The organism is Microbacterium sp. GQ128 (assembly GCF_059758615.1).
In genome coordinates this window covers 351,308-371,343 of sequence record NZ_JCAXDY010000004.1, presented here as the reverse complement: position 1 = coordinate 371,343, position 20,036 = coordinate 351,308, and the positions used below count along the sequence as shown (strand labels likewise).

Below are 20,036 nucleotides of genomic sequence, written 5' to 3'. Positions count from 1 at the left end.
AGCAAGGAGTCACCCATGGCTGAGAAGCCCAACATCCTCATCATCTGGGGCGATGACATCGGCATCAGCAACCTCAGCACGTATTCCGACGGTCTCATGGGCTACCGGACGCCGAACATCGACCGGATCGCCGACGAGGGCGTGACGTTCACCGACTACTACGGCGAGCAGAGCTGCACCGCAGGGCGGGCGGCCTTCATCACCGGGCAGAACCCGTATCGCACGGGCTTGACGAAGGTGGGGATGCCGGGGGCCCCGCTGGGGCTCCAGCCCGAGGACCCCACCATCGCCGATGCGCTCAAGCACCACGGCTACGCCACCGGCCAGTTCGGCAAGAACCACCTCGGCGACCGCGACGAGCACCTGCCGACCGCCCACGGCTTCGACGAGTTCTTCGGCAACCTCTACCACCTCAACGCGGAGGAGGAGCCGGAGCACCCGGACTACCCGACCGACGAGGAGTACCCCGGGTTCAGCGAGAAGTTCCGACCGCGTGGGGTGCTCCACACCTGGGCGAACACCGACGGCACGCAGCGCATCGATGACACCGGTCCGCTGACGAAGAAGCGCATGGAGACGGTCGACGAGGAGTTCCGCGACGCGGCCGCCGACTTCATCCGCACGCAGGCCGCCGACGACACCCCGTTCTTCGTCTGGTTCAACTCCACGCACATGCATTTCCGGACGCACACCAAGGAAGAGAGCAAGGGGCGCGCGGGGCGGTGGCAGTCGGAGTACCACGACACGATGCTCGACCACGACGACGTCGTGGGCAGCCTGCTCGACCTGCTCGACGAGCTCGGGCTGGCCGAGAACACGATCGTCATGTACTCCACCGACAACGGCCCGCACATGAACAGCTGGCCGGATGCGGGCATGACCCCGTTCCGCAACGAGAAGAACTCCAACTGGGAGGGCGCGTACCGGGTGCCCGCGATGGTCCGCTGGCCCGGACACATTCCCGCGGGGACGACGCTCAACGGCATCGTGAGCCACAACGACTGGTTCGTGACGCTGCTCGCGGCGGTCGGCGACGACGACGTGGCCGAGCGCCTGAAGGCGGGCACCGAGCTGCACGGCACCGAGTACAAGGTGCACCTCGACGGGCACAACCAGCTCGACTACATCACGGGTGCGGTCGAGCACAGCCCGCGTCGACACTTCTTCTACGTCTCGGACGACGGCGACCTCACGGCCCTCCGCTTCGACCACTGGAAGCTGGTGTTCCTGGAGCAGCGCGCCGTCGGCACCCTGCTGGTGTGGCAGGAGCCGTACATCGAGCTGCGCTTCCCGAAGCTGTTCAACCTGCGCACCGATCCGTACGAGCGGGCCGACATCACCTCCAACACCTATTGGGACTGGGTGCTCGACCACGTGTTCCTGTTCGTGCCGGCACAGGCCTACGTCGCCAAGATGCTCGGCACACTGGCTGAGTTCCCGGCGCGGCAGGAGTCGGCGTCCTTCACGATCAACCAGGTGATGAAGAAGCTGGTCTCGACCGTCGGCAGCTCCTGACCGAATATCCGTTTTAGACAGAAAGTCCGTCGAAACGGATATTTGTCCCGCCGCTATTGGCGCGTCTGATGAACTCAGGAGAGTCCATACCGGGCTCGTACCCGGTCTACGAGTTCGTCCGAATCGATGGTGCCGTCCGCGTAGGAGTCGGCGTCAGCGCGCGTCTCGGGCGTGACCTCCAGCCCCTCGATCTCCGCGCTGCGGATCGTGTCTTCAACCCGTCGCGATCGGGTTCGAGTGGTCGTCATGGCCCTGCTCAGCCGCGCGGCGGCCCGGACGACTGACGGATGATGAGCTCGTGTGCGGTCTCGATCGTCCGTGCCTCATCGCTCGCGGGGCGGAGGATGAGGGAGACGGCGTGCTGGCCCATCTCGAACATCGGGATGCGCGCGGTGGTGAGAGCGGGCGCCACATCCGGGGCGACGGAGATGTCGTCGAAGCCGACGACCGACATCTCCTCCGGCACACGGATGCCGTGCTGCCGCAGCTCGCTGAGGATGCCGATGGCCATGGCGTCGTTGAGGCCGACGATGGCGGTGACGTCGCGGTCGAGCAGCTCGCGCGCCCCTGCGATGCCGCCCTCGCGGGTGAACTCGTGCGAGACGATGACGAGTTCCAGGTCGGGGTCGCTCGTTCCCTCTCGCAGCCCGGCGATGCGGTCGGCGACTGTGTTGAGTTCGAGCGGGCCGGCGACGACGCCGATCCGGCGGTGCCCCAGCTCGGCCAGGTGGCGTCCGACCGAGATGCCCGCACGGTGGTTGTCGGGCAGCACGGCGTCGACGGGAAGGTGGTGGCGGCCGATGACCGCGGCGCGGCCTCCGGAGAGCGTGAAGTCGAGCAGCGCTTCGGTCATCCCCTGCTCGCGCCCGGGGTCGGCGTACCCGGAGCCGGCGATGATGATCGAGCCGACGCGCTGGCGCAGCAGCGACTTGACCTGCGCGAGCTCGCTGTCGGGAGTGCGGTCGGCCTGGGCGATCTGCACGGATCGGTGCTCGAGCGTCGCGCTGCGGATCACGCCGCTCGCGATGTCGGAGAAGTAGGGGTCGCCGATCTCGTGCACCACGAGTCCGATAGTCGGAACGAGCCCGCCGGCGAGCCCTCGCGCGTGCATGTTGGGTTCGTAGCCGAGCTGCTTGGCGATGACGCGCACGTGCGCTGCCACTTCCGGAGAGATGCCGGAGCCGCCGCTCATGGCCCGCGATGCGCTCGCCAGGGAGACCCCTGCGGTTTCGGCCACATCGATGAGTCGTGGCGCGCCTTCACGCTTCACGAAACCTCCCCCTGTGGAGCAAGATCAACGCTGATTGCGAGGTAGGTTGCTCTTCGTTCTTCAGTCCCACTATAGTGGCGGAAGCGCTTACGAAAGCGCTTTCGCTACGATGACGTAGGAGACTCGGATGACTGCACCCAGACACGGTCGACGGATCGCGGCAGCGATCGGAACGCTGTCGATCGCCGCGCTCACGGTTTCGGCCTGCTCGGCCCCCGGCGATGAGGCGGAAGGGGGTGGATCCGACGATCCGATCGTGATCGGCATCTCGCTGCCGCTCACCGGCGACTTCTCCGAACCCGGCAAGGGCGTCGAGCGGGGCTATGAGGCCTGGCGCGACATCGTCAACGAGAACGGCGGCCTCCTCGGACGCCAGGTCGAGTTGAAGATCCTCGATGACCAGTCGAACGCCGACCGCGTGGTCTCCGACTACGAGTCGCTGATCGCGCAGGACGGCGTCGACCTCGTGTTCGGCCCGTTCTCGACCCGCCTCGTCGTGCCCTCGGCTCGCGTCGCGCAGGAGTACGGCATGCTCTTCGTCGAGCCGGCCGGTGCGGCGGAAGAGGTCTTCGAGCAGGGCTTCGACAACCTCTTCTACGCGGCCCCCGCGATCGCGAACGACCACTACAACAACCTCGCCGAATACCTGCTCGCGCTTCCCGAAGAAGAGCGCCCCGAGACGGTCGCCGTCGCCGCGATGGACGACCCCTTCGCGCAGGGTACCGCCTACGGCCTCCGCGACAAGCTCGAAGAGGGCGGCGTCGAGGTCGTGGTGGACGAGGTCTACCCGCCGAACACGACCGACTTCTCCACCATCGCGGCCAAGATCGCGCAGTCGGATGCCGACATGGTGATCGGCGGCACGCAGTACCAGGACGCCGTCAACCTGATCATCGCGCTCCAGCAGCTGAACTATCAGCCCGAGCTCGCGGCGTTCTCGACCGCACCGACCAACCCGGAGTTCGCCGCTGCGATCGGCGGTGCGACCGAGGGCATCCTCGCCCCCACCGGCTACTCGCCGAAGTCGCAGTTCCCCAGCAACATCGAGTTCGTCGAGAAGTACACCGAGATGCACGGCAACCCGCCCTCGGAAGACGAGGCCAACGCCTACACGACCGGTCAGGTCGTCGCCGCGGCGGTCGAGGCCGCGGGCTGCGCCGAGCAGGGCGAGTGCCAGCAGGAGCTCATCGACTGGCTGCGCGACAACTCCGTGGAGACCGTCGTCGGCGAGCTCAGCTGGGACGAGACGGGCAAGCCCACCGGCGCGCACCTCATCCAGCAGTGGATCGACGGCGAGATCCTGATCGTCCTCCCGGACGACGTCAAGGAAGCCGACTTCCTCTTCCCGAAGCCGACGTGGTGATCCGCACATCGTGAGTGGAGCACTGCTGCTGCAAAGCCTGATCCTCGGCATCCTGCTGGGAGGGCTCTACGCCCTCCTGGCGGCCGGGCTCACGCTGTACTTCGGAATCATGCGCGTCGTCATGATCGCGCACTCCGCCTTCCTCATCCTGGCCGCGTACCTCGCGTGGTGGTTCAACCGGGAGACCGGCATCGACCCCCTCGTGTCGCTCGTCGTCACGGTGCCCCTGTTCTTCCTGACGGGTGTCGTGATGCAGCGACTGCTCGTCTCGAGGCTCAAGCCGCTGACCCTGACCATGATGTCGGTGCTGCTGACGTTCGCCGTGGCGCTGATCATCGAGGGGGCGCTCGGGTTCTTCTTCACCGGAACCCAGCGCCGTATCCCCCTGCCGTATGCGAGTGCGAGCCTCGACTTCTTCGGTGCCCAGGTGCCGGTGGTCAAGCTCATCGCCTTCGGGCTGGCGGCCGTGGCCCTCGCGCTCCTGTTCGTGCTGCTGAAGTACACGAAGTTCGGGCAGGCGCTGCGGGCAACGATCCAGCACCCCGAGGCCGCGCGACTGGTCGGCATCAACACCGACCGGGTCGCCGGCTACGGGTTCGGACTCGGACTCGCCACGGCGGCGATCGGCGGCACCGCGCTCTCGCTCGACGCCACGATCTACCCGTCGCTGCACTGGCACTGGATCGGACCGCTCATGGCGATCATCGTCGTCGGCGGACTCGGCAGCATCCCGGGCGCCGCCATCGCGGCTCTCGTCCTCGGCGTCGCACAGAGCCTGCTCCAGCTCCCGCTGGGGCCGACCTGGGCACAGACGGTGTTCTACGTCGCCCTGTTCGCCACGCTCATGTTCCGTCCGCAAGGATTCTTCGGAGGTCGTCTTGCCCAGCGTTTCTAGCAGAGAGCCGATCGCCACCGAAACGGTCGTGATCGCTCCCCCCGCCCCCGTGCGGCGCTCGTCGTCGAAGTGGGTGCGGATCGTCCTCCTCGTGGTGGGCGCAGCCCTCGTCCTCTCGTTCCCGACCATCGCCCCGAACCCGTACATCCTGTCGGCGGGCGTCGTCATCCTCAACTACGCCGTGCTGTCGACGGGGTGGAACTTCATGGGTGGGTTCACGGGATACATCTCGCTCGGGCACGCCGCCTACTTCGGACTCGGCGCCTACGGCACCGGCCTCCTCATCAAGTACCTGGCACTGCCGGGCTTCGTCGCCTGGATCCTCGCGGCCGTGTTCGTCTCGATCATCGCGATCCCGATCGGCATCGCCGCCCTCCGGGTGCGCGGCGCCTCGTTCGTGATCGTGTCGATCGCCTTCGTGCTCATCATGCTGCTGGTGTTCCAGAGCTGGCGCGAGGTAACCGGAGGCTCCGAGGGGCTCAACGTCCCGCGTCCGTTCGATGTGCTGCGGCCCGAGCACCACCGCATCTTCTACTACCTGTTCGCGGGCCTCCTGGCTTTCGCACTCGTGGTGTGGTGGATCATCGACCGGTCCAAGTTCGGCACCGCGCTCAAGTCGGTGCGTGAAGACGAAGACAAGGCGCAGGCGCTCGGCGTGCCCACCACGCGGTACAAGCTGATCGCCTACGTGCTGTCGGCGCTGTTCGTGTCGCTGGGTGGCGGGCTCTACGCGCTGTGGTTCGGCGACCTGGATCCCATCTTCCAGTTCTCGATCCTCATCGGCTCGTACATGGTGCTGATGGCCCTGCTCGGCGGGGTGCGCAACCTCTTGGGCCCGCTGCTCGGAGCCGTCGTGGTCGGTCTCGCGCTCGAGTACTTCAAGCTCGAGTTCGGCGACACGCAGTTCCACCTCATCGCCACAGGCATCCTGCTCGGCATCGTCGTGCTCTTCATGCCCGACGGCATCATCCCCGCCGTGAAGGGACTGTTCACGCGGTCGTCGAACGAGGCCTCGATCCGCGAGTTGACCGCCGGCCAGCTGCTCGAGCAGAACGAGAAGCGGGCAGCGGATGCTTCGGCCCGAACATCGGATGCCTCGAAGAAGGAGACGTCGTCATGAACGCCCCCACGGCACAGCCCACGACGCTCGAGAGCCTGAGCACGGTCGAGATGACCAAGTCCTTCGGTGGCGTCACCGCCGTCGACGGTGCGACGGTCACCTTCCAGGAAGGCAAGGTCAACGGCCTGATCGGGCCCAACGGCTCGGGCAAGACCACCTTCTTCAACTGCGTCACCGGAATGATCAAGCCCGACTCGGGCGAGGTGCGGTACCGGGGGCAGGCGATCACCCGCAAGTCGCCCGACCGCATCGCCCGCGCCGGAATCGGCCGCAGCTTCCAGCTGTGCCGGGTCTTCCCGCGCATGACCGTGATGGAGAACCTGCTCGTGGCGGTGCGCAGCACGAGCATCCGCCAGCAGCTGCGCTCGGCCCACGATCCGGACGAGTTGGAGCGGGCGCGCGGCTGGCTGCGACGTGTCGGCATCGACCACCTCGAACACGCCGAGGCCCGCAACCTCAGCTACGGCCAGCAGAAGCTGCTGGAGCTGGCGGGCGTGCTCATGGGTGAGCCCGACACGATCATGCTCGACGAGCCCGCCGGTGGCGTGAACCCCGCCCTCATCGGACGCATCGCCACCCTGGTGCGCGAGCTCAACGAAGAGGGCAAGACGTTCATCATCGTCGAGCACAACATGGAGATGGTCATGAGCCTGTGCGACCACGTCGTGGTGTTCGACCGCGGACGCCAGATCGCCGAGGGAACGCCTGAGATCATCCAGCAAGACCCGCGAGTCCTGGAGGCCTACCTTGGAGTCTGAAGCGAAGAACCTGCTCGAGCTGCGCGACATCGAGGCCGGATACGGCCGGGCGGCGCTCGTGCTCCGCGGCCTCACGGTCGAGGTGCCACCCAGTTCGGTGGTCTGCCTCGTCGGGCCCAACGGTGCCGGCAAGTCGACCGTGCTCAAGGTGGCCAGCGGCATGCTCAAGCCCCGCTCCGGCAGCATCCGCGTCGACGGCCGCGACATCACCGGAGAGGGACCGCAGTCGATGTTGCGGCACGGGCTCGCTCACGTGCTGCAGGGGCACAGTGTGTTCCGCGAGATGACGGTCGGCGAGAACGTGATGCTCGGCGCCTTCACCCTCAAGGATCAGAAGGTGATTCAGGAGCGGGTCGACTTCGTGCAGAACCTCTTCCCGATCGTGGGGGAGCGCTGGAAGCAGCTCGCCGGCCTGCTCTCGGGCGGTCAGCAGAAGCAGGTCGAGTTCGCGCGCTCGCTCATGGTGAGCCCGAAGGTCGTGCTCCTCGACGAGCCGTCGATGGGCCTCGACCCCAAGACGACCGAGAAGGTCTTCGAGCAGATCGTGCGCATGCGAGACGCCGGTACCGCGGTGCTGCTCGTCGAGCAGAACGCGCGACGGGCGCTCGAGACCGCCGACATCGGATGCGTGCTCGACCTCGGTCGGGTGCACATCTCGGGTCCTGCATCCGAGCTCCTCGCGGATCCGACCCTCGCCGCGCTGTATCTCGGCGGCAAGCCCGCCGTCCCCGACGCGGGATGAACCCGGGCGGGAGGAGGCAGCGACTGCCTCCTCCCGCCTTTCTCGTCCATCCGGCGAAAGCGCTTGCGAAAGCGTTTACGCCCTGAGCTGCAGTACCGCTTGAGCCTTCTCCGCTGCAGTGCCGCCCCGGAGAGGGGCACGACCATCGGCACGACACCACACGACGACGACGTTGAGAGGTTTCTGATGCACGAACGAATCCTGCGACCCGCGAGCTCGAGCACCCGGTCGGCCGCACCGCCTCCTCGATCCTTCGGCATACGACGAACGGGTGCGGTGGTCGCCGCGGCGGCCGTCGTCGGAGCTCTGCTGACCGCGAGCCCCGCTGCCGCGGCGGAACCGTTCACCGAGCTGGTCGACTTCGAGGCTTACGAGCGCGTCGCGTTGAACGGGCAGGACGGATGGACGTCATCGGCGGCTCCCCGTGTGATCGCCGATCCACTCAACGGCAACAACCAGGTCGTCGAGTCCGTCGGCGGCGGTCAGCAGTCGTATCGCGCGATCCCGGCCATCGCCGAGGGCACGACCGGCACGCTGTTCTTCCGCTTCCTGCGCACCGGCAGCGTCGACACCTCCTTCGGGATCACCGATGTGGATGCTCCGAACGACTACGTGAACAGCCGCGCCTACGTGAACAACCAGAACGACGAGGTGCTGCGCGTCCGCGACGGCGGCGCGTTCAAGCCCGCGGGCGTGTGGTCGAAGGATGCCTGGCAGTGCGTGTGGATCGTCGCCGACAACGCGGCCGACAAGGTCACCGTGTACAGCCAGGGCGGCGCCTACGAGGAGCAGACCCGCCTCCCCGAGGGCACCGAGCAGCAGTTCGGCTTCCGCCAGGCGGTGAACGGCGCGCTCGACCGGTTCTTCTGGAAGAACGGCGCCACCAGCACGGGACGCCTGCTGCTCGACGACGTCGCCGTCGACAACACGGGCGAGAACCTCGCGATCGCGACGGGCAACCCCGGCGACTGCGCACCGGGCGGCACGGCGAACGAGCCGCTGCTGAACCCGCTGCCCGACCCCGCGCTGGCCGACCTCGGCATCGAGGTGACCGAGCTCGCGCAGCTGCCGAAGTCGCAGACCACCCCGGCCACGCAGGACCAGCGCCTCGTGCGCCACAACCGGATCACGCACCTCGACGAGGTGCCCGATGACTCCGGCCGGCTGATGGTGCCCGACAACAACGACATCCTCTATCTGGTCGACAAGGAGTCGGGCGAATACGTGCCGTACCTCAACGTGCGGAACGAGTTCATCGACAACTTCCACAACAGTGCAGGGCTCGGGACGGGCCTCGGCTCCGCGGAGTTCCACCCCGACTTCGCCGAGAACGGGCTGTTCTACACCGTGCACACCGAGGGCGGCACGGCGCTGACCGAAGACACCCCGGACTTCCCGGCCTTCGGCACCACCGCGTTCCACAGCGTGATCACCGAGTGGAAGGCCGATGACCTGTCGGCGGCGACCTTCGCCGGCACGCACCGCGAGGTCATGCGCATCCCGTTCGCCGGTCGGGTTCACACCGTGCAGCAGATCGCGTTCAACCCGACGGTTTCGGAGGGCGACGCCGACTACGGCAACCTCTACGTCCTGGTCGGAGACGGCGGCAACGGCGTCGGCAACGGCAACCCGCAGGATCTGGCCACACCGCAGGGCAAGATCCTGCGCGTGAATCCCACGGGCGACGACAGCGAGAACGGCGAGTACGGCGTTCCGGACGACAACCCGTTCGTCGATGACGCCGATGCGCTGCCGGAGATCTACGCGGTCGGCATGCGTGACCCGCACCGCATCAGCTGGGACACCGAGGGCGACCACACCATGTATCTCGCGCACATCGGCGAGTGGCAGGTCGAGTCGGTCTACGCCGTCGAGCCGGGAGACAACTTCGGCTGGTCGGTGCGCGAAGGTTCGTTCCTGGCCGAGAACCGGCAGATCTTCCCGCTGCCGAAGGACGATGCCGAGAACGGCTTCACCTACCCGGTGGCCGCCTACGATCACAACCGCGACCCCGGCCAGACCGGTGATGCGGGAGTGGCCGTGAACGGTGGATTCGTCTATCGCGGCGACATCCCCGAACTCCAGGGGCGCTACCTCTTCACGGACCTGGTGCGCGGTTGGGTGCTGTCCACGGATGCCGAGGAGATGGTGCGCAACGACGGCGACATCGACGACCTCGCCACCATCGAGGAGCTGCGGGTCTTCGCCGACGGCCAGGAGACCACGTTCCAGGAGCTGGTCGGCGACAAGCGCGTCGACCTGCGGTTCGGCTCAGACGCCGACGGCGAGCTCTACCTCGTCTCCAAGGCGAACGGCAAGATCTGGAAGGTGACAGGGGCGCGTTCGGTCGATGAGCCGAGCAACCCGTTCGTCCTCCCGGCGCTCGCCCCGAACCTGGTCACGCACCACGACTTCGACCACCCGGATGCGGCGAAGCCGACGATCGAGGTCGACCAGGGACGCTCCGGCACCGACATCTCGCTGATCAACGGCGGGGTCGAGATGCGGGTCGCCGACCGGGCCTACCCCGGTGCGGGCGAGGCGCTGCAGACGCAGCAGATGAGTCCGCGGACCGCGTCGAACGACGACTGGAAGGCGGGCATCTACGACGCGAACGGCGTCGATTCGCTCGACGCGTTCGCCGGCACGGACAAGGCCTCCGTCATGGGATGGTTCAAGCCGACCGGAGATCACCCCGCCCTGAACTCGGGAACCGCGAACCCCGACGACGTGTACAACGCGATCGGTCTCGCGGGCGTGCTCACCGGCACCTCCGACGGTCACGCGGTGCGGGCGCTGCTCGAGGTCATCACGGTCGACGGCGAGCTCAAGCTCGTGGCGCTCGGGCGTCGCGTCGACGGCGCCGGCTCCTGGACGTTCGCGGCCGACCTGCCGTGGAACGAGATCCTCAAGAAGGGGCAGTGGGTGCACCTCGCCGCGACCTTCGACTTCGCGGCGGGCGAGATGAAGCTGTTCATGAACGGTGAAGAGCTCGCGGGGAAGTACACAGCGTCCAACCCGTGGGGTGGCGGATCCACGTCCGACACCGCACCGGCCGGCATCAAGATCGGCGGCAGCTTCCCGCAGAACACGCGTGAGGCGAACCCGTTCAACGGTCGGATGGACGACATCATGCTGCTCGACACGGTTCCGACCGCCGAGCAGGTCGCCGCGCAGTATGCGCTGTACGCCGTGCCGCCGGTCGAACCGCCGACGCCGCCCACCTGCACGCCGGACGGCGAGGTCATCACGGACGTGATGGCGGAGGGCGACTGGGCGCCGCGGACCCCCGCCAAGTGGGACTTCCCCGGTGACGAGGTCGTGCTCACCGAGGCGGGCACCAACCCGAACGACGGGATCCGCCGGCCGTTCGAGTACGCCGTGCTCACCGAGGGACCGGAGCTCGGATCGTTCGACCTCACCGGCGAGGTGCGGCTCGACGAGAAGGCATCCGTGAACAACCGCGACGTCATCATCGTCTTCGGCTGGAAGTCGGACACGGAGTACTACTACGCGCACCTCTCGCAGGACAACTCGATCTACCCGCACAACGGCATCTTCAAGGTGAACAAGGCCGACCGCGAGCGGATCGATGACCAGTGGGACGGTGCGGTCGGTGCTCCTCCGGCGGTCACAGACGAGGAGTGGCACGACGTGCGCGTGGTCCGCTGCGTGGACAGCGGTGACATCGCCGTCTACGTCGACGGACTCGACACCCCGCTGATGACCGCGAACGACAAGACGTTCCCCGAGGGTCGGGTGGGCTTCGGCTCGTTCGACAACTTCGGGCGTCTCCGCGACCTCTCGGTCACGGCGGCTGCGACGGACACCACGGCCCCCGCGGCGACCGTCAAGAGCGGTGCGGAGTTCACGGTCGGTCGCGACGGCGTCTACAGCAGGGTGTCGTTCAAGCTCCACGACGAGGGGAAGATCGATCGGCTGACGCTCAACGGGGTCGAGAAGGATCTGACCGACAACGCCTGGTCCGACCTGAACCACGTGAAGCCGGGAGCGTTCGGCGCCGTCGCCGGCGTGAACACTCTGGTCGTGTACGACGTGGCGGGCAATGCCACCACGGTGAAGTTCACGCTCGACGTCACGGCTCCCGCCGTCACGGTCAAGGAGGGCGGCCAGTACACCGTGGGCGCGAACGGCTCCTACAGCCTGGTGTCGTACAAGCTCAACGACGGCGGCAAGGTGGACCGGCTGACGGTCAACGGAGTGGCGAAGGATCTGACGGACAACGTCTGGTCCGACCTCAACTTCGTGAAGCCGGGGGCCTTCGGTGCCAAGGCCGGCGCGAACACGCTGGTCGTGTACGACGTGGCGGGCAACGCCACGACCGTGCCGTTCACGCTGGTCGGCGCCGGCGGGTAGCAGCGGGCGAAGTCAGGGCGGCCCCCGGGACGGATTCCGTTCCGGGGGCCGCTCTGTGCGTCCGCGTCAGACGACGGCCGAGCTCGCGCGGGCGAAGAGCGTCGGCGTCATCGTGATCGTACGGTGCGTGTGACCCACGGGATCCGCGATCTCTTCATAGAGCACCTGAGCGGCGGTGCGTCCCATCTCGTGTCCCGGCTGACCCACGCTGGTGACCGGGATCGAGCTGTCCTGCGCGAAGTGGTTGTTGTCGTAGCCGACCACGGCGATGTCGGACGGCACGTGCATGCCGGCCAGCTGCATGGTCTGGATCGCCCCCGCGGCCAGGGCGTCGGCGGCGGCGAAGAGCCCTTCGGGACGCTCGCCGACGGGGCGGGAGCTGAGCATCTCGCCGAGCGCGTAGCCGCCGCGGACCGTGATGCTGCGGGTCTCGATCGTCTCGAGCCGGGCATCGGCGACTTCGGCGACCGCCCGCTGCGCCCCGATGTGGCGCTGTGCGATCGCGGAGAGTGAGAACGGGCCGCCGGCGAACGCCAGACGGCGTAGACCCTGGTCGAGCAGGTGACGGGTGGCGAGGTAGCCGCCGAGCTCCTCGTCGACGACCACACCGCAGGCGTCGTCGTCTCCCGGCCAGTTCACGTGCACGACGGGCATGCCCCGGTGGCGCGCTGCGCGAGCGGCGTCGAGAGGGGCGTCGAGCGGGGCGAGGAGGATGCCCGCCACCTTCGCCTCCTCGAACACGCTGATGTAGGAGTCCTGCTTCGCGAGGTTCACGTCGCTGTTGGCGAGGAGGAGGCGGATGTTGTGCGTATCGAGTTCCTCCTCGACGCCGCGAGCCATGTCGACGAAGAACGAGTTGCCGACATCGACGACCACGAATCCGACGGTGTCCGCGCGCCCGGTGACGAGGGAGCGGGCGGCGTTGTTGCGTACGAAGCCGAGTTCGTCGATGGCGCTCAGCACCCGCTCGCGCGTCTCCTTCGCGACGATCTGCGGATTGTTCAGCACGTTCGACACGGTGCCCAGCGCCACGCCCGCATGTCGGGCGACGTCGGCCATCACCGGGCGGGGCCGGCCCGCATCGGAGGAGGTGGTCATGTGGTCGTCGTCCGTTCATTGAAATGGCATTTGCTTCTTGGAGCGCTTCAAGCGTACTATCTGAAGCGCTTCAAGTGTGTGATCAACGCGGCTCGCCCGTTTCAAGGAGGAATCATGAAGCTGACCACAGCACGGCTCTGGAGACGCGGTGCGATCACCGCCATCGCCGGAGCATCGGCCCTCGCACTCACCGCCTGCGGTGGCGGCGGGGGATCGACGGCGGGCACGGACTCGCTGTCCCTGTTCGTGAACGTCGAGAACACCGAAGTCCCCGCCATCCTGGAGACGCTCGCCGGTGATGCCTGCTCCGCCGAGGCCGACACCCTTCCGCTCGACGTCGAGACGGTCCCGCAGTCGAACCTCGACCAACAGCTGCAGCTCAAGGCCGGCCAGGGCGACCTGCCGGTGCTCTTCAGTGCGGGCAACGCCCCTGCACTGACCAAGACCCTCGCCGATTCGGGCAACGTCGCCGACTTCGAGGAGATCCTCACCGACCTCGACGTGATCGACAACATCGAGCCGGCGGCGATCTCGACCATCGAGAACCTCTACGGCGGCTTCCGCGTGCTGCCCTTCGAATACAACGTCGAGGGCATCTGGTACAACAAGGCGATCTTCGCCGATCAGGGCATCGACGAGCCGCAGACGTTCGACGAGCTGGTCGCCGCCGCCGCGAAGCTCGAGGCGGCCGGCATCCAGCCGTTCTCCGCGAGCGGCGAGCAGGGCTGGCCGATCACCCGCCTGATCTCCGGCTACCTCTTCCGCGACCTCGGCCCGGACGCGCTGCAGAAGGTCGCCGACGGCGAGGCGAAGCTCACCGACCCCGAGTACGTGGCCGCCGCGCAGGCGATCGCCGACCTCGGCGCCGAGGGCTACTTCGGCCAGGGCGTGGGCTCCATCGACATGGCCACCAGCGAGAACCAGTTCCTCAACGGCTCCGCCGCGATGTTCTACATGGGTTCGTGGTTCCTGAGCCAGGCGAACGACCCCGAGGTCAACCAGATCGGCGCGGAGAACGTCGGCTTCATGCCGTTCCCCGGCGTCGAGGGCGGTGCGGGCGACCGCTCGCAACTCGCCGCCAACGTGGGCCTGCCCATCACGATGAACGCCAAGGCCGTGAACGACGACACCGAGGCCTGGCTGTCCTGCATCACCGAGAACTACGGCTCCGTGGCGCTCGAGCAGGAGAACCGCGTGTCCGGCTTCGCGCTCAACACCGAGGTCACCGACGTGCCGCCGCTCACGCAGCTCATCCAGGAGCAGGTCGCCGGCACGGAGACCACCGTCCTCTGGTTCGAGGCCCTGTTCTCTGCCGAGGCCACGACCACGAGCCAGCGCAACGCCGCGCCGCTGATCACCGGCAGTGTCTCCGCCGAGGAGTTCATGTCGATGATCCAGGCGGACCTCGACTAGCGAGAAAACGAGAGGGGCGGCGTCCTCGTACGCCGCCCCTCATCCTTCAGGAGAACGTATGCAGAACGTGTTGGGCGACCGCAAGGCGATCGTCATCCTTCTCGGCCCCGCCTTGCTCATCTACTCGGTGGTGATGCTCATCCCCGTGTTCTGGTCGCTGGGCTACACGCTGTTCGAAGGCAACGCCATCGTCGGCTTCGAGTTCGTCGGCCTCGACAACTTCGTCCGGCTGATCGGCGACTCCGAGGTGCACGCCGCGCTGCTGTTCACCCTGAAGTACGCCGCCGTCGTGACCATCGGACAGGTCCTGCTCGGGTACCTGCTCTCGCTCCTCTACGTCTTCGCCCTCAAGCGTGCATCCGGCCTCGTCCGGACCCTGGTGTTCTTCCCCGTCGTGATGCCGACGGTCGCCGTCGCGCTGCTCTTCCAGCAGCTGTTCTCGATCGCGCCGACCGAGGGTGTCGTCAACTCGATGCTGTCGGGTCTCGGCGGGGTCCCCGTCGACTGGTTCGGTGACGGCGCGAGCGCGTTCATCGTCATCGCGATCATGGACATCTGGCGCTCCATGGGCTTCTACGGCGTGCTGCTCTACGCCGGGCTGATCGACATCCCCGAGGATGTGCTGGAGTCGGCCCGCCTCGACGGCGCCAGCGGATGGAAGCTCGTCCGCCACGTGGTGCTGCCGCTCTCCGCCCCGGTGCTGATCTCGTCCTTGATCTTCTCGATCAACGGAACCCTGAAGGTCTTCGACAGCGTGCTCGCCCTGACCAACGGAGGCCCTGGCACCTCGACCAGCCCGCTCACGATCTCGATGTTCGACAACGCGTTCACCTACGGCAACTACGGCTACGGCTCGACCATCGCGATGCTGCTCACCATCATCTGCCTTGTCGTGACCGTGTTCATCTTCCGTGCCAATGCCCGCACGGCGAAGAAGGGAGGCGTGGCATGAGCACGTCGACGCCCGTATCCCGCCGCGCGACCCGGATGCTCCGCCGCGCACCCATCTGGCTGCTCGTCGCCGTGCTACTCGTCATCGTCGGCTACCCGCTGATCTGGCTGCTGCTGGGCTCGTTCAAGAGCCAGCGGGAGTTCCTGGAGGCACCCACCTGGGCGCTTCCGGAGCAGTGGAACTTCGACAACTACATCGTCGCCTGGGACACGGCCGGTCTCGGCCAGTCCCTCTTCAACAGCGCCATCACGGTGCTGCCTTCGCTCTTCCTCATGCTGCTCCTCGGCACCGCAGCGGCGTTCGCCCTCGAGGTTCTCGTCTGGAAGGGTCGCAGCGGGGTGCTCATCATCTTCCTCGCCGGCATCATGGTGCCGACGCAGATGATCCTGCTCCCGCTGTTCAGCACCTACTTCCAGCTCGGGCTCACCGGCTCGCTCTGGCCGCTGATCATCACCTACACGGCCACGGGTCTGCCGCTGACCGTCTTCCTGATGGCGACGTACTTCCGTGCGATCCCGCGGGAGGTGTTCGAGGCAGCGACGCTCGACGGCGCCAGCATCTACCGGCAGTTCTTCTCCATCGCGCTGCCGATGATGAAGAACGGACTGTTCACGGTCGGCCTCGTGCAGTTCTTCTTCTTCTGGAACGACCTGCTCATCGCGCTGACCTTCGCCAACTCCGGCAGCCTGCGCACCCTGCAGGTCGGACTGCTCAACTTCAACGGCCAGTTCGGCACGACCCAATACGGTCCGCTCTTCGCCGCCATCAGCATCAACGTGTTCGCCCTCCTGATCATCTACCTGGTTCTCAACCAGCGCATCCAGAAGGGCCTCACGGCCGGAGCGGTCAAGGGATGAGCGCGCCCACCACTGAAAGGACGTTCGTGAAGGTCTCCGCTCCCCGGTTCGAGCACATCGACGACACCCTCGGGCTGGGGGCCCGCACGCCGCGGCTCTCCTGGAAGACCGAGGCGCCGGAGGGATGGACCCAGCACGGGTGGCAGCTCGAGTGCGAGCGCGCGGGCGAAACGGTCGTCGCCTCCGGCACGAACGCCGATCAGGTGCTCGTCGCGTGGCCGTTCGAACCGCTCTCCTCCCGCGAGCAGGTGCGGGTGCGGGTGCGCGTCCGCGGCGAGGATCAGCGCTGGTCGTCGTGGAGCGAGCAGACGACCGCCGAGGCGGGACTGCTGGATGCCGCGGACTGGGTTGCCGCACCGGTCGGCGCGTCGTGGCACGAGCCCCCCGACACCGAACGCCGTCCCGCACTCGTGCGGCGGACCTTCCGACTCGATCGTCCGGTCTCGCGTGCACGCCTGTACGTCACGGCGCACGGGCTCTACGAGGCGGAGATCAACGGTGCGCGCATCGGCGACCACGAGTTCTCACCGGGGTGGACGAAGTACGACGAGCGTCTCGTGTATTGGACCTTCGACGTCACCGACCAGCTCGTCGAGGGCGAGAACACCGTCGGCGCATGGCTGGGCGACGGCTGGTATCGCGGACGGCTCGGCTTCAACGGGGGCTACCGCGACCTGTACGGCACCGACCAGGCCCTCATCGCTCAGCTCGAGGTCGTGCACGACGACGGGACGAAGACGGTCATCGCGACGGATGAGAGCTGGTCGACCGCCCCGAGCCCGATCCTGGTGTCCGGCCTGTACGACGGCGAGAAGCACGATGCGCGCGAGGAGCAGCTCGGATGGTCGCGCCCCGGAGGCGCCGACGACGGGTGGAGCCCCGTGCGCGTCGGCCATCGCGATCCGGCGACGCTGGTCGCCCCGACGCTGCCGCCGGTGCGCTGCACCGAGGAACTCGCCCCCGTCACCGTCACCCGGGTCGACGAGACGACCCACCTGCTCGACTTCGGTCAGAACCTCGTCGGGCGGCTTCGCGTGCGGGTGCACGGGCCGGCGGGGCATGTGATCGCCCTGCGTCACGCCGAGGTGCTGGAGCACGGAGAGCTCGGCATCCGACCGCTGCGCCTGGCCGACGCCCACGACCTCATCACGCTCGACGGCGGGGAGCCGCGGTTCTGGGAGCCCAAGTTCACGTTCCACGGCTTCCGCTACGCGACGGTCACCGGCCTCGAGGAGATCGGGGAGGGGGACGTGGTCGCGCGCGTCATCCACAGCGACATGCGCCGCACCGGATGGCTGGAGACGTCGAACCCCGACCTGAACCGCCTGCACGAGAACGTCCGCTGGGGCATGCGCGGCAACTTCCTCAGCATCCCCACCGACTGCCCGCAGCGCGACGAGCGCCTCGGGTGGACCGGCGATGTGCAGGTCTTCGCGCCCACGGCATCCTTCCTCTACGACTCGGCCGGCTTCCTCGAGAACTGGCTCACCGACGTGGCTCTCGAACAGCTCCCCGACGGCACCATCCCGTGGTTCGTGCCGGTCATCCCCGGCGGTCCCACCTGGAACCCGATCCGGACCGGGGCCGTGTGGGGAGACGTCTCGGTGCTGACGCCCTGGACGCTCCACGAGCGGTTCGGTGACCGAGAGGTGCTGCGCCGCCAGTACGACAGCGGCCGCAAGTGGGTCGAGCGCATGATCACGCAGTCCGGATCCGCACGTCTCTGGCGCGACGGTCACCAGCTGGGTGACTGGCTCGACCCGGCGGCGCCGCCGCACGACCCGGCCGATGCGCGTACCGACAGGTACCTGGTCGCCTCCGCGTACTTCGCGTTCTCGACGCGACGGCTGGCCGATACCGCCCGGCTCCTCGGCCTCGCGGCCGACGCCGACCGTTACGCACGGATCGCCGAGGAGGCACGCGACGCTTTCCGCGCCGAGTACGTGCGACCGGACGGCACACTCACCTCCGACGCGCAGACCGCGTATGCGCTCGCCATCCGCTTCGGACTCCTGAGCGCCACCGAGGAGGCGACCGCGGGCCGGCGTCTCGCCGCGCTCGTCCGCGAGGCGGGGAACCGCATCGCTACGGGATTCGCGGGGACCCCGGTCATCAGCGACGCGCTGTCCCAGACCGGACACGTCGACACGGCGTACGACCTGATCCTCGAGACCGAATGCCCGTCGTGGCTCTACACGGTGCGCATGGGCGGGACGACGATCTGGGAGCGCTGGGACTCCATGCTGCCCGACGGATCGATCAACCCTGGCGAGATGACCAGCTTCAACCACTTCGCTCTGGGAAGCGTCGCCGACTGGATGCACCGGGTCATCGGCGGACTCTCGCCGGCGGCCCCCGGGTATCGGAGGATCGAGTGGGCGCCCGAGCCCGGCGGCGGGCTGGACCACGCACGCGTCGCGTTCGAGTCGCCGTACGGTCTGATCGAAGGATCCTGGCGGCGATCGGCCGAAGGGATCCGGTACGAGCTCTCCGTTCCGACCGGCGTCGAGGGCACGATCCGCATCGCCGGACTCGACGAGCAGCGCATCGAGTCGGGTGGGCGGTTCGAGGCGTTCGTCTCGTCGTCGGAGGCCGTCGCCGCATGATCCACTGAAGCGGGGCCGGTGCGATCACCAGCCCCGCTTCAGCATGCCCGGATACCCTCGGGGCATGCGCCGAATCCTCGTCCTCCCGCTCGTGCTCGCCGCCGGCCTCCTCCTGGCGGGCTGTTCGCAGGTGACCCAGATGGCGGGCGATGCGCTCGGCGTCGACGTGCAGGCGGCCTGCACCACGATCGACGACGCCTACGGGCAGTACCAGACGCTGCTCGATCAGGGTGAGCTCTCAGCCGAGCAGGCGGATGCCGCGCGCGACGACCTGGTCACCTCCCTCAACGGACTGGCGGAGAACACCGACGGTCAGCTGGGTGACCTCATCCGCTCGGGTGCGGAGAAGATCGGCGGGATGACCGACCTGCAGGCGCCCGAGACCGTCGAGGCGATCGAGCAGCTCAAGGACTCCGCCTCCGCGTTCTGCGGCTGATCCGCGAGGCTGCTCGCCGTCCGCGGCGGTGTCAAGGGGCGTGCGACCGTACACGCACCGCCGTACCTTCGGAACGACACGGACGCCCTCCCGCACACGCGGAGCCTGCGGCGTCCGCCGACGGGAAGGAACGCACATGAGCGGCGGCAACGACGACATCAGCACCGACCGGAACGACATCAGCACCGAACCCGGGCCCGGGACCGAGGGGAACGACAACCTCGGCACCGAAGACGGCAAGGGGAACCCGCCGACGGTGGTGCCGAGCGACGGCGGCGACACGGACGAGGGCGACGTCCTCGCGGAGGACCCGGAAGACGCCTAGCCGCGTTCCTGGCCGACGCCTCAGCTGAGGCGCTCGGTCAGGTGGACGGTGACCTCGTCGCCGTCCGTCCGACCGATCCTCTTGCGGATCGCAGCAGTGACGGGCAGCTTGTGCGTGCCGTCGCCGAGGGCCATGAAAGCCCCGCGGAACGGTTCGCCGTCGACGGTCCCCGCAACCTTGACGAGTCCGCGGGTCCCGAAGATGGTCGCCGAGTCAGGGAGTTGGACGCAGGTCCAGGTGTCGCCTTCGCGCACCTTTCCGAGGACCGCGGTGAAGGTGATGTCGAGTGGCGTGCTCATGGTTTTCTCC

Annotated in this window: 17 protein-coding genes; 13 read left to right on the top strand and 4 right to left on the bottom strand. The window is 67.6% G+C overall.

Translation table 11 applies throughout. The features are described from left to right. The first annotated feature begins 15 nt into the window (after window positions 1-15). Complete coding sequence (locus tag AC6CHX_RS15310) at window positions 16-1,515, top strand: arylsulfatase (protein WP_498273503.1); 1,500 nt, start codon at window positions 16-18, stop codon at window positions 1,513-1,515. A gap of 74 nt (window positions 1,516-1,589) precedes the next feature. Here AC6CHX_RS15310 and AC6CHX_RS15305 read toward each other — a convergent pair whose 3' ends face one another. Then, a complete protein-coding gene (locus AC6CHX_RS15305; RefSeq protein ID WP_498273502.1) occupies window positions 1,590-1,763 on the bottom strand; it encodes an antitoxin VbhA family protein in 174 nt (57 codons plus the stop codon). A gap of 8 nt (window positions 1,764-1,771) precedes the next feature. After that, the gene (locus AC6CHX_RS15300; RefSeq protein ID WP_498273501.1) at window positions 1,772-2,785 is read right to left on the bottom strand and encodes a LacI family DNA-binding transcriptional regulator; all 1,014 of its coding nucleotides are present in this window, start codon (window positions 2,783-2,785) and stop codon (window positions 1,772-1,774) included. Window positions 2,786-2,912: 127 nt separating this feature from the next. Between AC6CHX_RS15300 and AC6CHX_RS15295 the strand changes: the two genes are divergently transcribed. From AC6CHX_RS15295 to AC6CHX_RS15270, 6 genes are all read left to right on the top strand, one after another. Next, complete coding sequence (locus tag AC6CHX_RS15295; protein ID WP_498273500.1) at window positions 2,913-4,148, top strand: amino acid ABC transporter substrate-binding protein; 1,236 nt, start codon at window positions 2,913-2,915, stop codon at window positions 4,146-4,148. A gap of 10 nt (window positions 4,149-4,158) precedes the next feature. Continuing rightward, complete coding sequence (locus tag AC6CHX_RS15290; RefSeq protein ID WP_029262173.1) at window positions 4,159-5,043, top strand: branched-chain amino acid ABC transporter permease; 885 nt, start codon at window positions 4,159-4,161, stop codon at window positions 5,041-5,043. After that, window positions 5,027-6,163: a branched-chain amino acid ABC transporter permease gene (locus tag AC6CHX_RS15285; RefSeq protein ID WP_498273499.1), complete on the top strand. Its 1,137-nt coding sequence runs from the start codon at window positions 5,027-5,029 to the stop codon at window positions 6,161-6,163. The genes AC6CHX_RS15290 and AC6CHX_RS15285 overlap by 17 nt, the downstream gene beginning before the upstream one ends. Then, on the top strand, window positions 6,160-6,921 hold the full coding sequence (locus tag AC6CHX_RS15280; RefSeq protein ID WP_136043099.1) for an ABC transporter ATP-binding protein: 762 nt from the start codon (window positions 6,160-6,162) through the stop codon (window positions 6,919-6,921). Before AC6CHX_RS15285 ends, AC6CHX_RS15280 begins: the two co-directional genes overlap by 4 nt. After that, window positions 6,911-7,663 (top strand): ABC transporter ATP-binding protein, encoded by a 753-nt coding sequence (locus AC6CHX_RS15275; RefSeq protein ID WP_091028644.1) that lies wholly within the window; start codon window positions 6,911-6,913, stop codon window positions 7,661-7,663. Before AC6CHX_RS15280 ends, AC6CHX_RS15275 begins: the two co-directional genes overlap by 11 nt. 186 nt (window positions 7,664-7,849) lie before the next feature. Then, a complete protein-coding gene (locus AC6CHX_RS15270; RefSeq protein ID WP_498273498.1) occupies window positions 7,850-12,040 on the top strand; it encodes a PQQ-dependent sugar dehydrogenase in 4,191 nt (1,396 codons plus the stop codon). Between the two features lie 66 nt (window positions 12,041-12,106). On the opposite strand, the gene AC6CHX_RS15265 is transcribed toward AC6CHX_RS15270, so the two are convergent. Beyond that, on the bottom strand, window positions 12,107-13,138 hold the full coding sequence (locus AC6CHX_RS15265) for a LacI family DNA-binding transcriptional regulator (protein WP_498273497.1): 1,032 nt from the start codon (window positions 13,136-13,138) through the stop codon (window positions 12,107-12,109). Window positions 13,139-13,252: 114 nt separating this feature from the next. On the opposite strand from AC6CHX_RS15265, the gene AC6CHX_RS15260 reads away from it, so the two are divergent. The 6 genes from AC6CHX_RS15260 (at window position 13,253) to AC6CHX_RS15235 (ending at window position 19,727) form a co-directional block, all read left to right on the top strand. Then, window positions 13,253-14,551, top strand: coding sequence for an ABC transporter substrate-binding protein (locus AC6CHX_RS15260; RefSeq protein WP_498273496.1), 1,299 nt, complete (start codon window positions 13,253-13,255; stop codon window positions 14,549-14,551). A 58-nt stretch (window positions 14,552-14,609) separates the two neighbouring features. Further along, entirely contained in the window at window positions 14,610-15,503 is an 894-nt protein-coding gene (locus tag AC6CHX_RS15255) for a carbohydrate ABC transporter permease (protein WP_376101011.1), read from the top strand. Then, window positions 15,500-16,360, top strand: coding sequence for a carbohydrate ABC transporter permease (locus tag AC6CHX_RS15250; RefSeq protein WP_498273495.1), 861 nt, complete (start codon window positions 15,500-15,502; stop codon window positions 16,358-16,360). The genes AC6CHX_RS15255 and AC6CHX_RS15250 overlap by 4 nt, the downstream gene beginning before the upstream one ends. Continuing rightward, window positions 16,357-18,966 (top strand): family 78 glycoside hydrolase catalytic domain, encoded by a 2,610-nt coding sequence (locus AC6CHX_RS15245; protein ID WP_498273494.1) that lies wholly within the window; start codon window positions 16,357-16,359, stop codon window positions 18,964-18,966. Before AC6CHX_RS15250 ends, AC6CHX_RS15245 begins: the two co-directional genes overlap by 4 nt. A 64-nt stretch (window positions 18,967-19,030) precedes the next feature. Beyond that, window positions 19,031-19,402 carry a hypothetical protein gene (locus tag AC6CHX_RS15240; protein WP_498273493.1) on the top strand — a complete coding sequence of 124 codons (372 nt, stop codon included), beginning with the start codon at window positions 19,031-19,033 and terminating at the stop codon, window positions 19,400-19,402. Between the two features lie 136 nt (window positions 19,403-19,538). Continuing rightward, a complete protein-coding gene (locus AC6CHX_RS15235; RefSeq protein WP_136043106.1) occupies window positions 19,539-19,727 on the top strand; it encodes a hypothetical protein in 189 nt (62 codons plus the stop codon). A 20-nt stretch (window positions 19,728-19,747) separates the two neighbouring features. Here AC6CHX_RS15235 and AC6CHX_RS15230 read toward each other — a convergent pair whose 3' ends face one another. Next, window positions 19,748-20,026 carry a DUF1905 domain-containing protein gene (locus AC6CHX_RS15230; RefSeq protein ID WP_376101003.1) on the bottom strand — a complete coding sequence of 93 codons (279 nt, stop codon included), beginning with the start codon at window positions 20,024-20,026 and terminating at the stop codon, window positions 19,748-19,750. Window positions 20,027-20,036 lie beyond the last annotated feature (10 nt).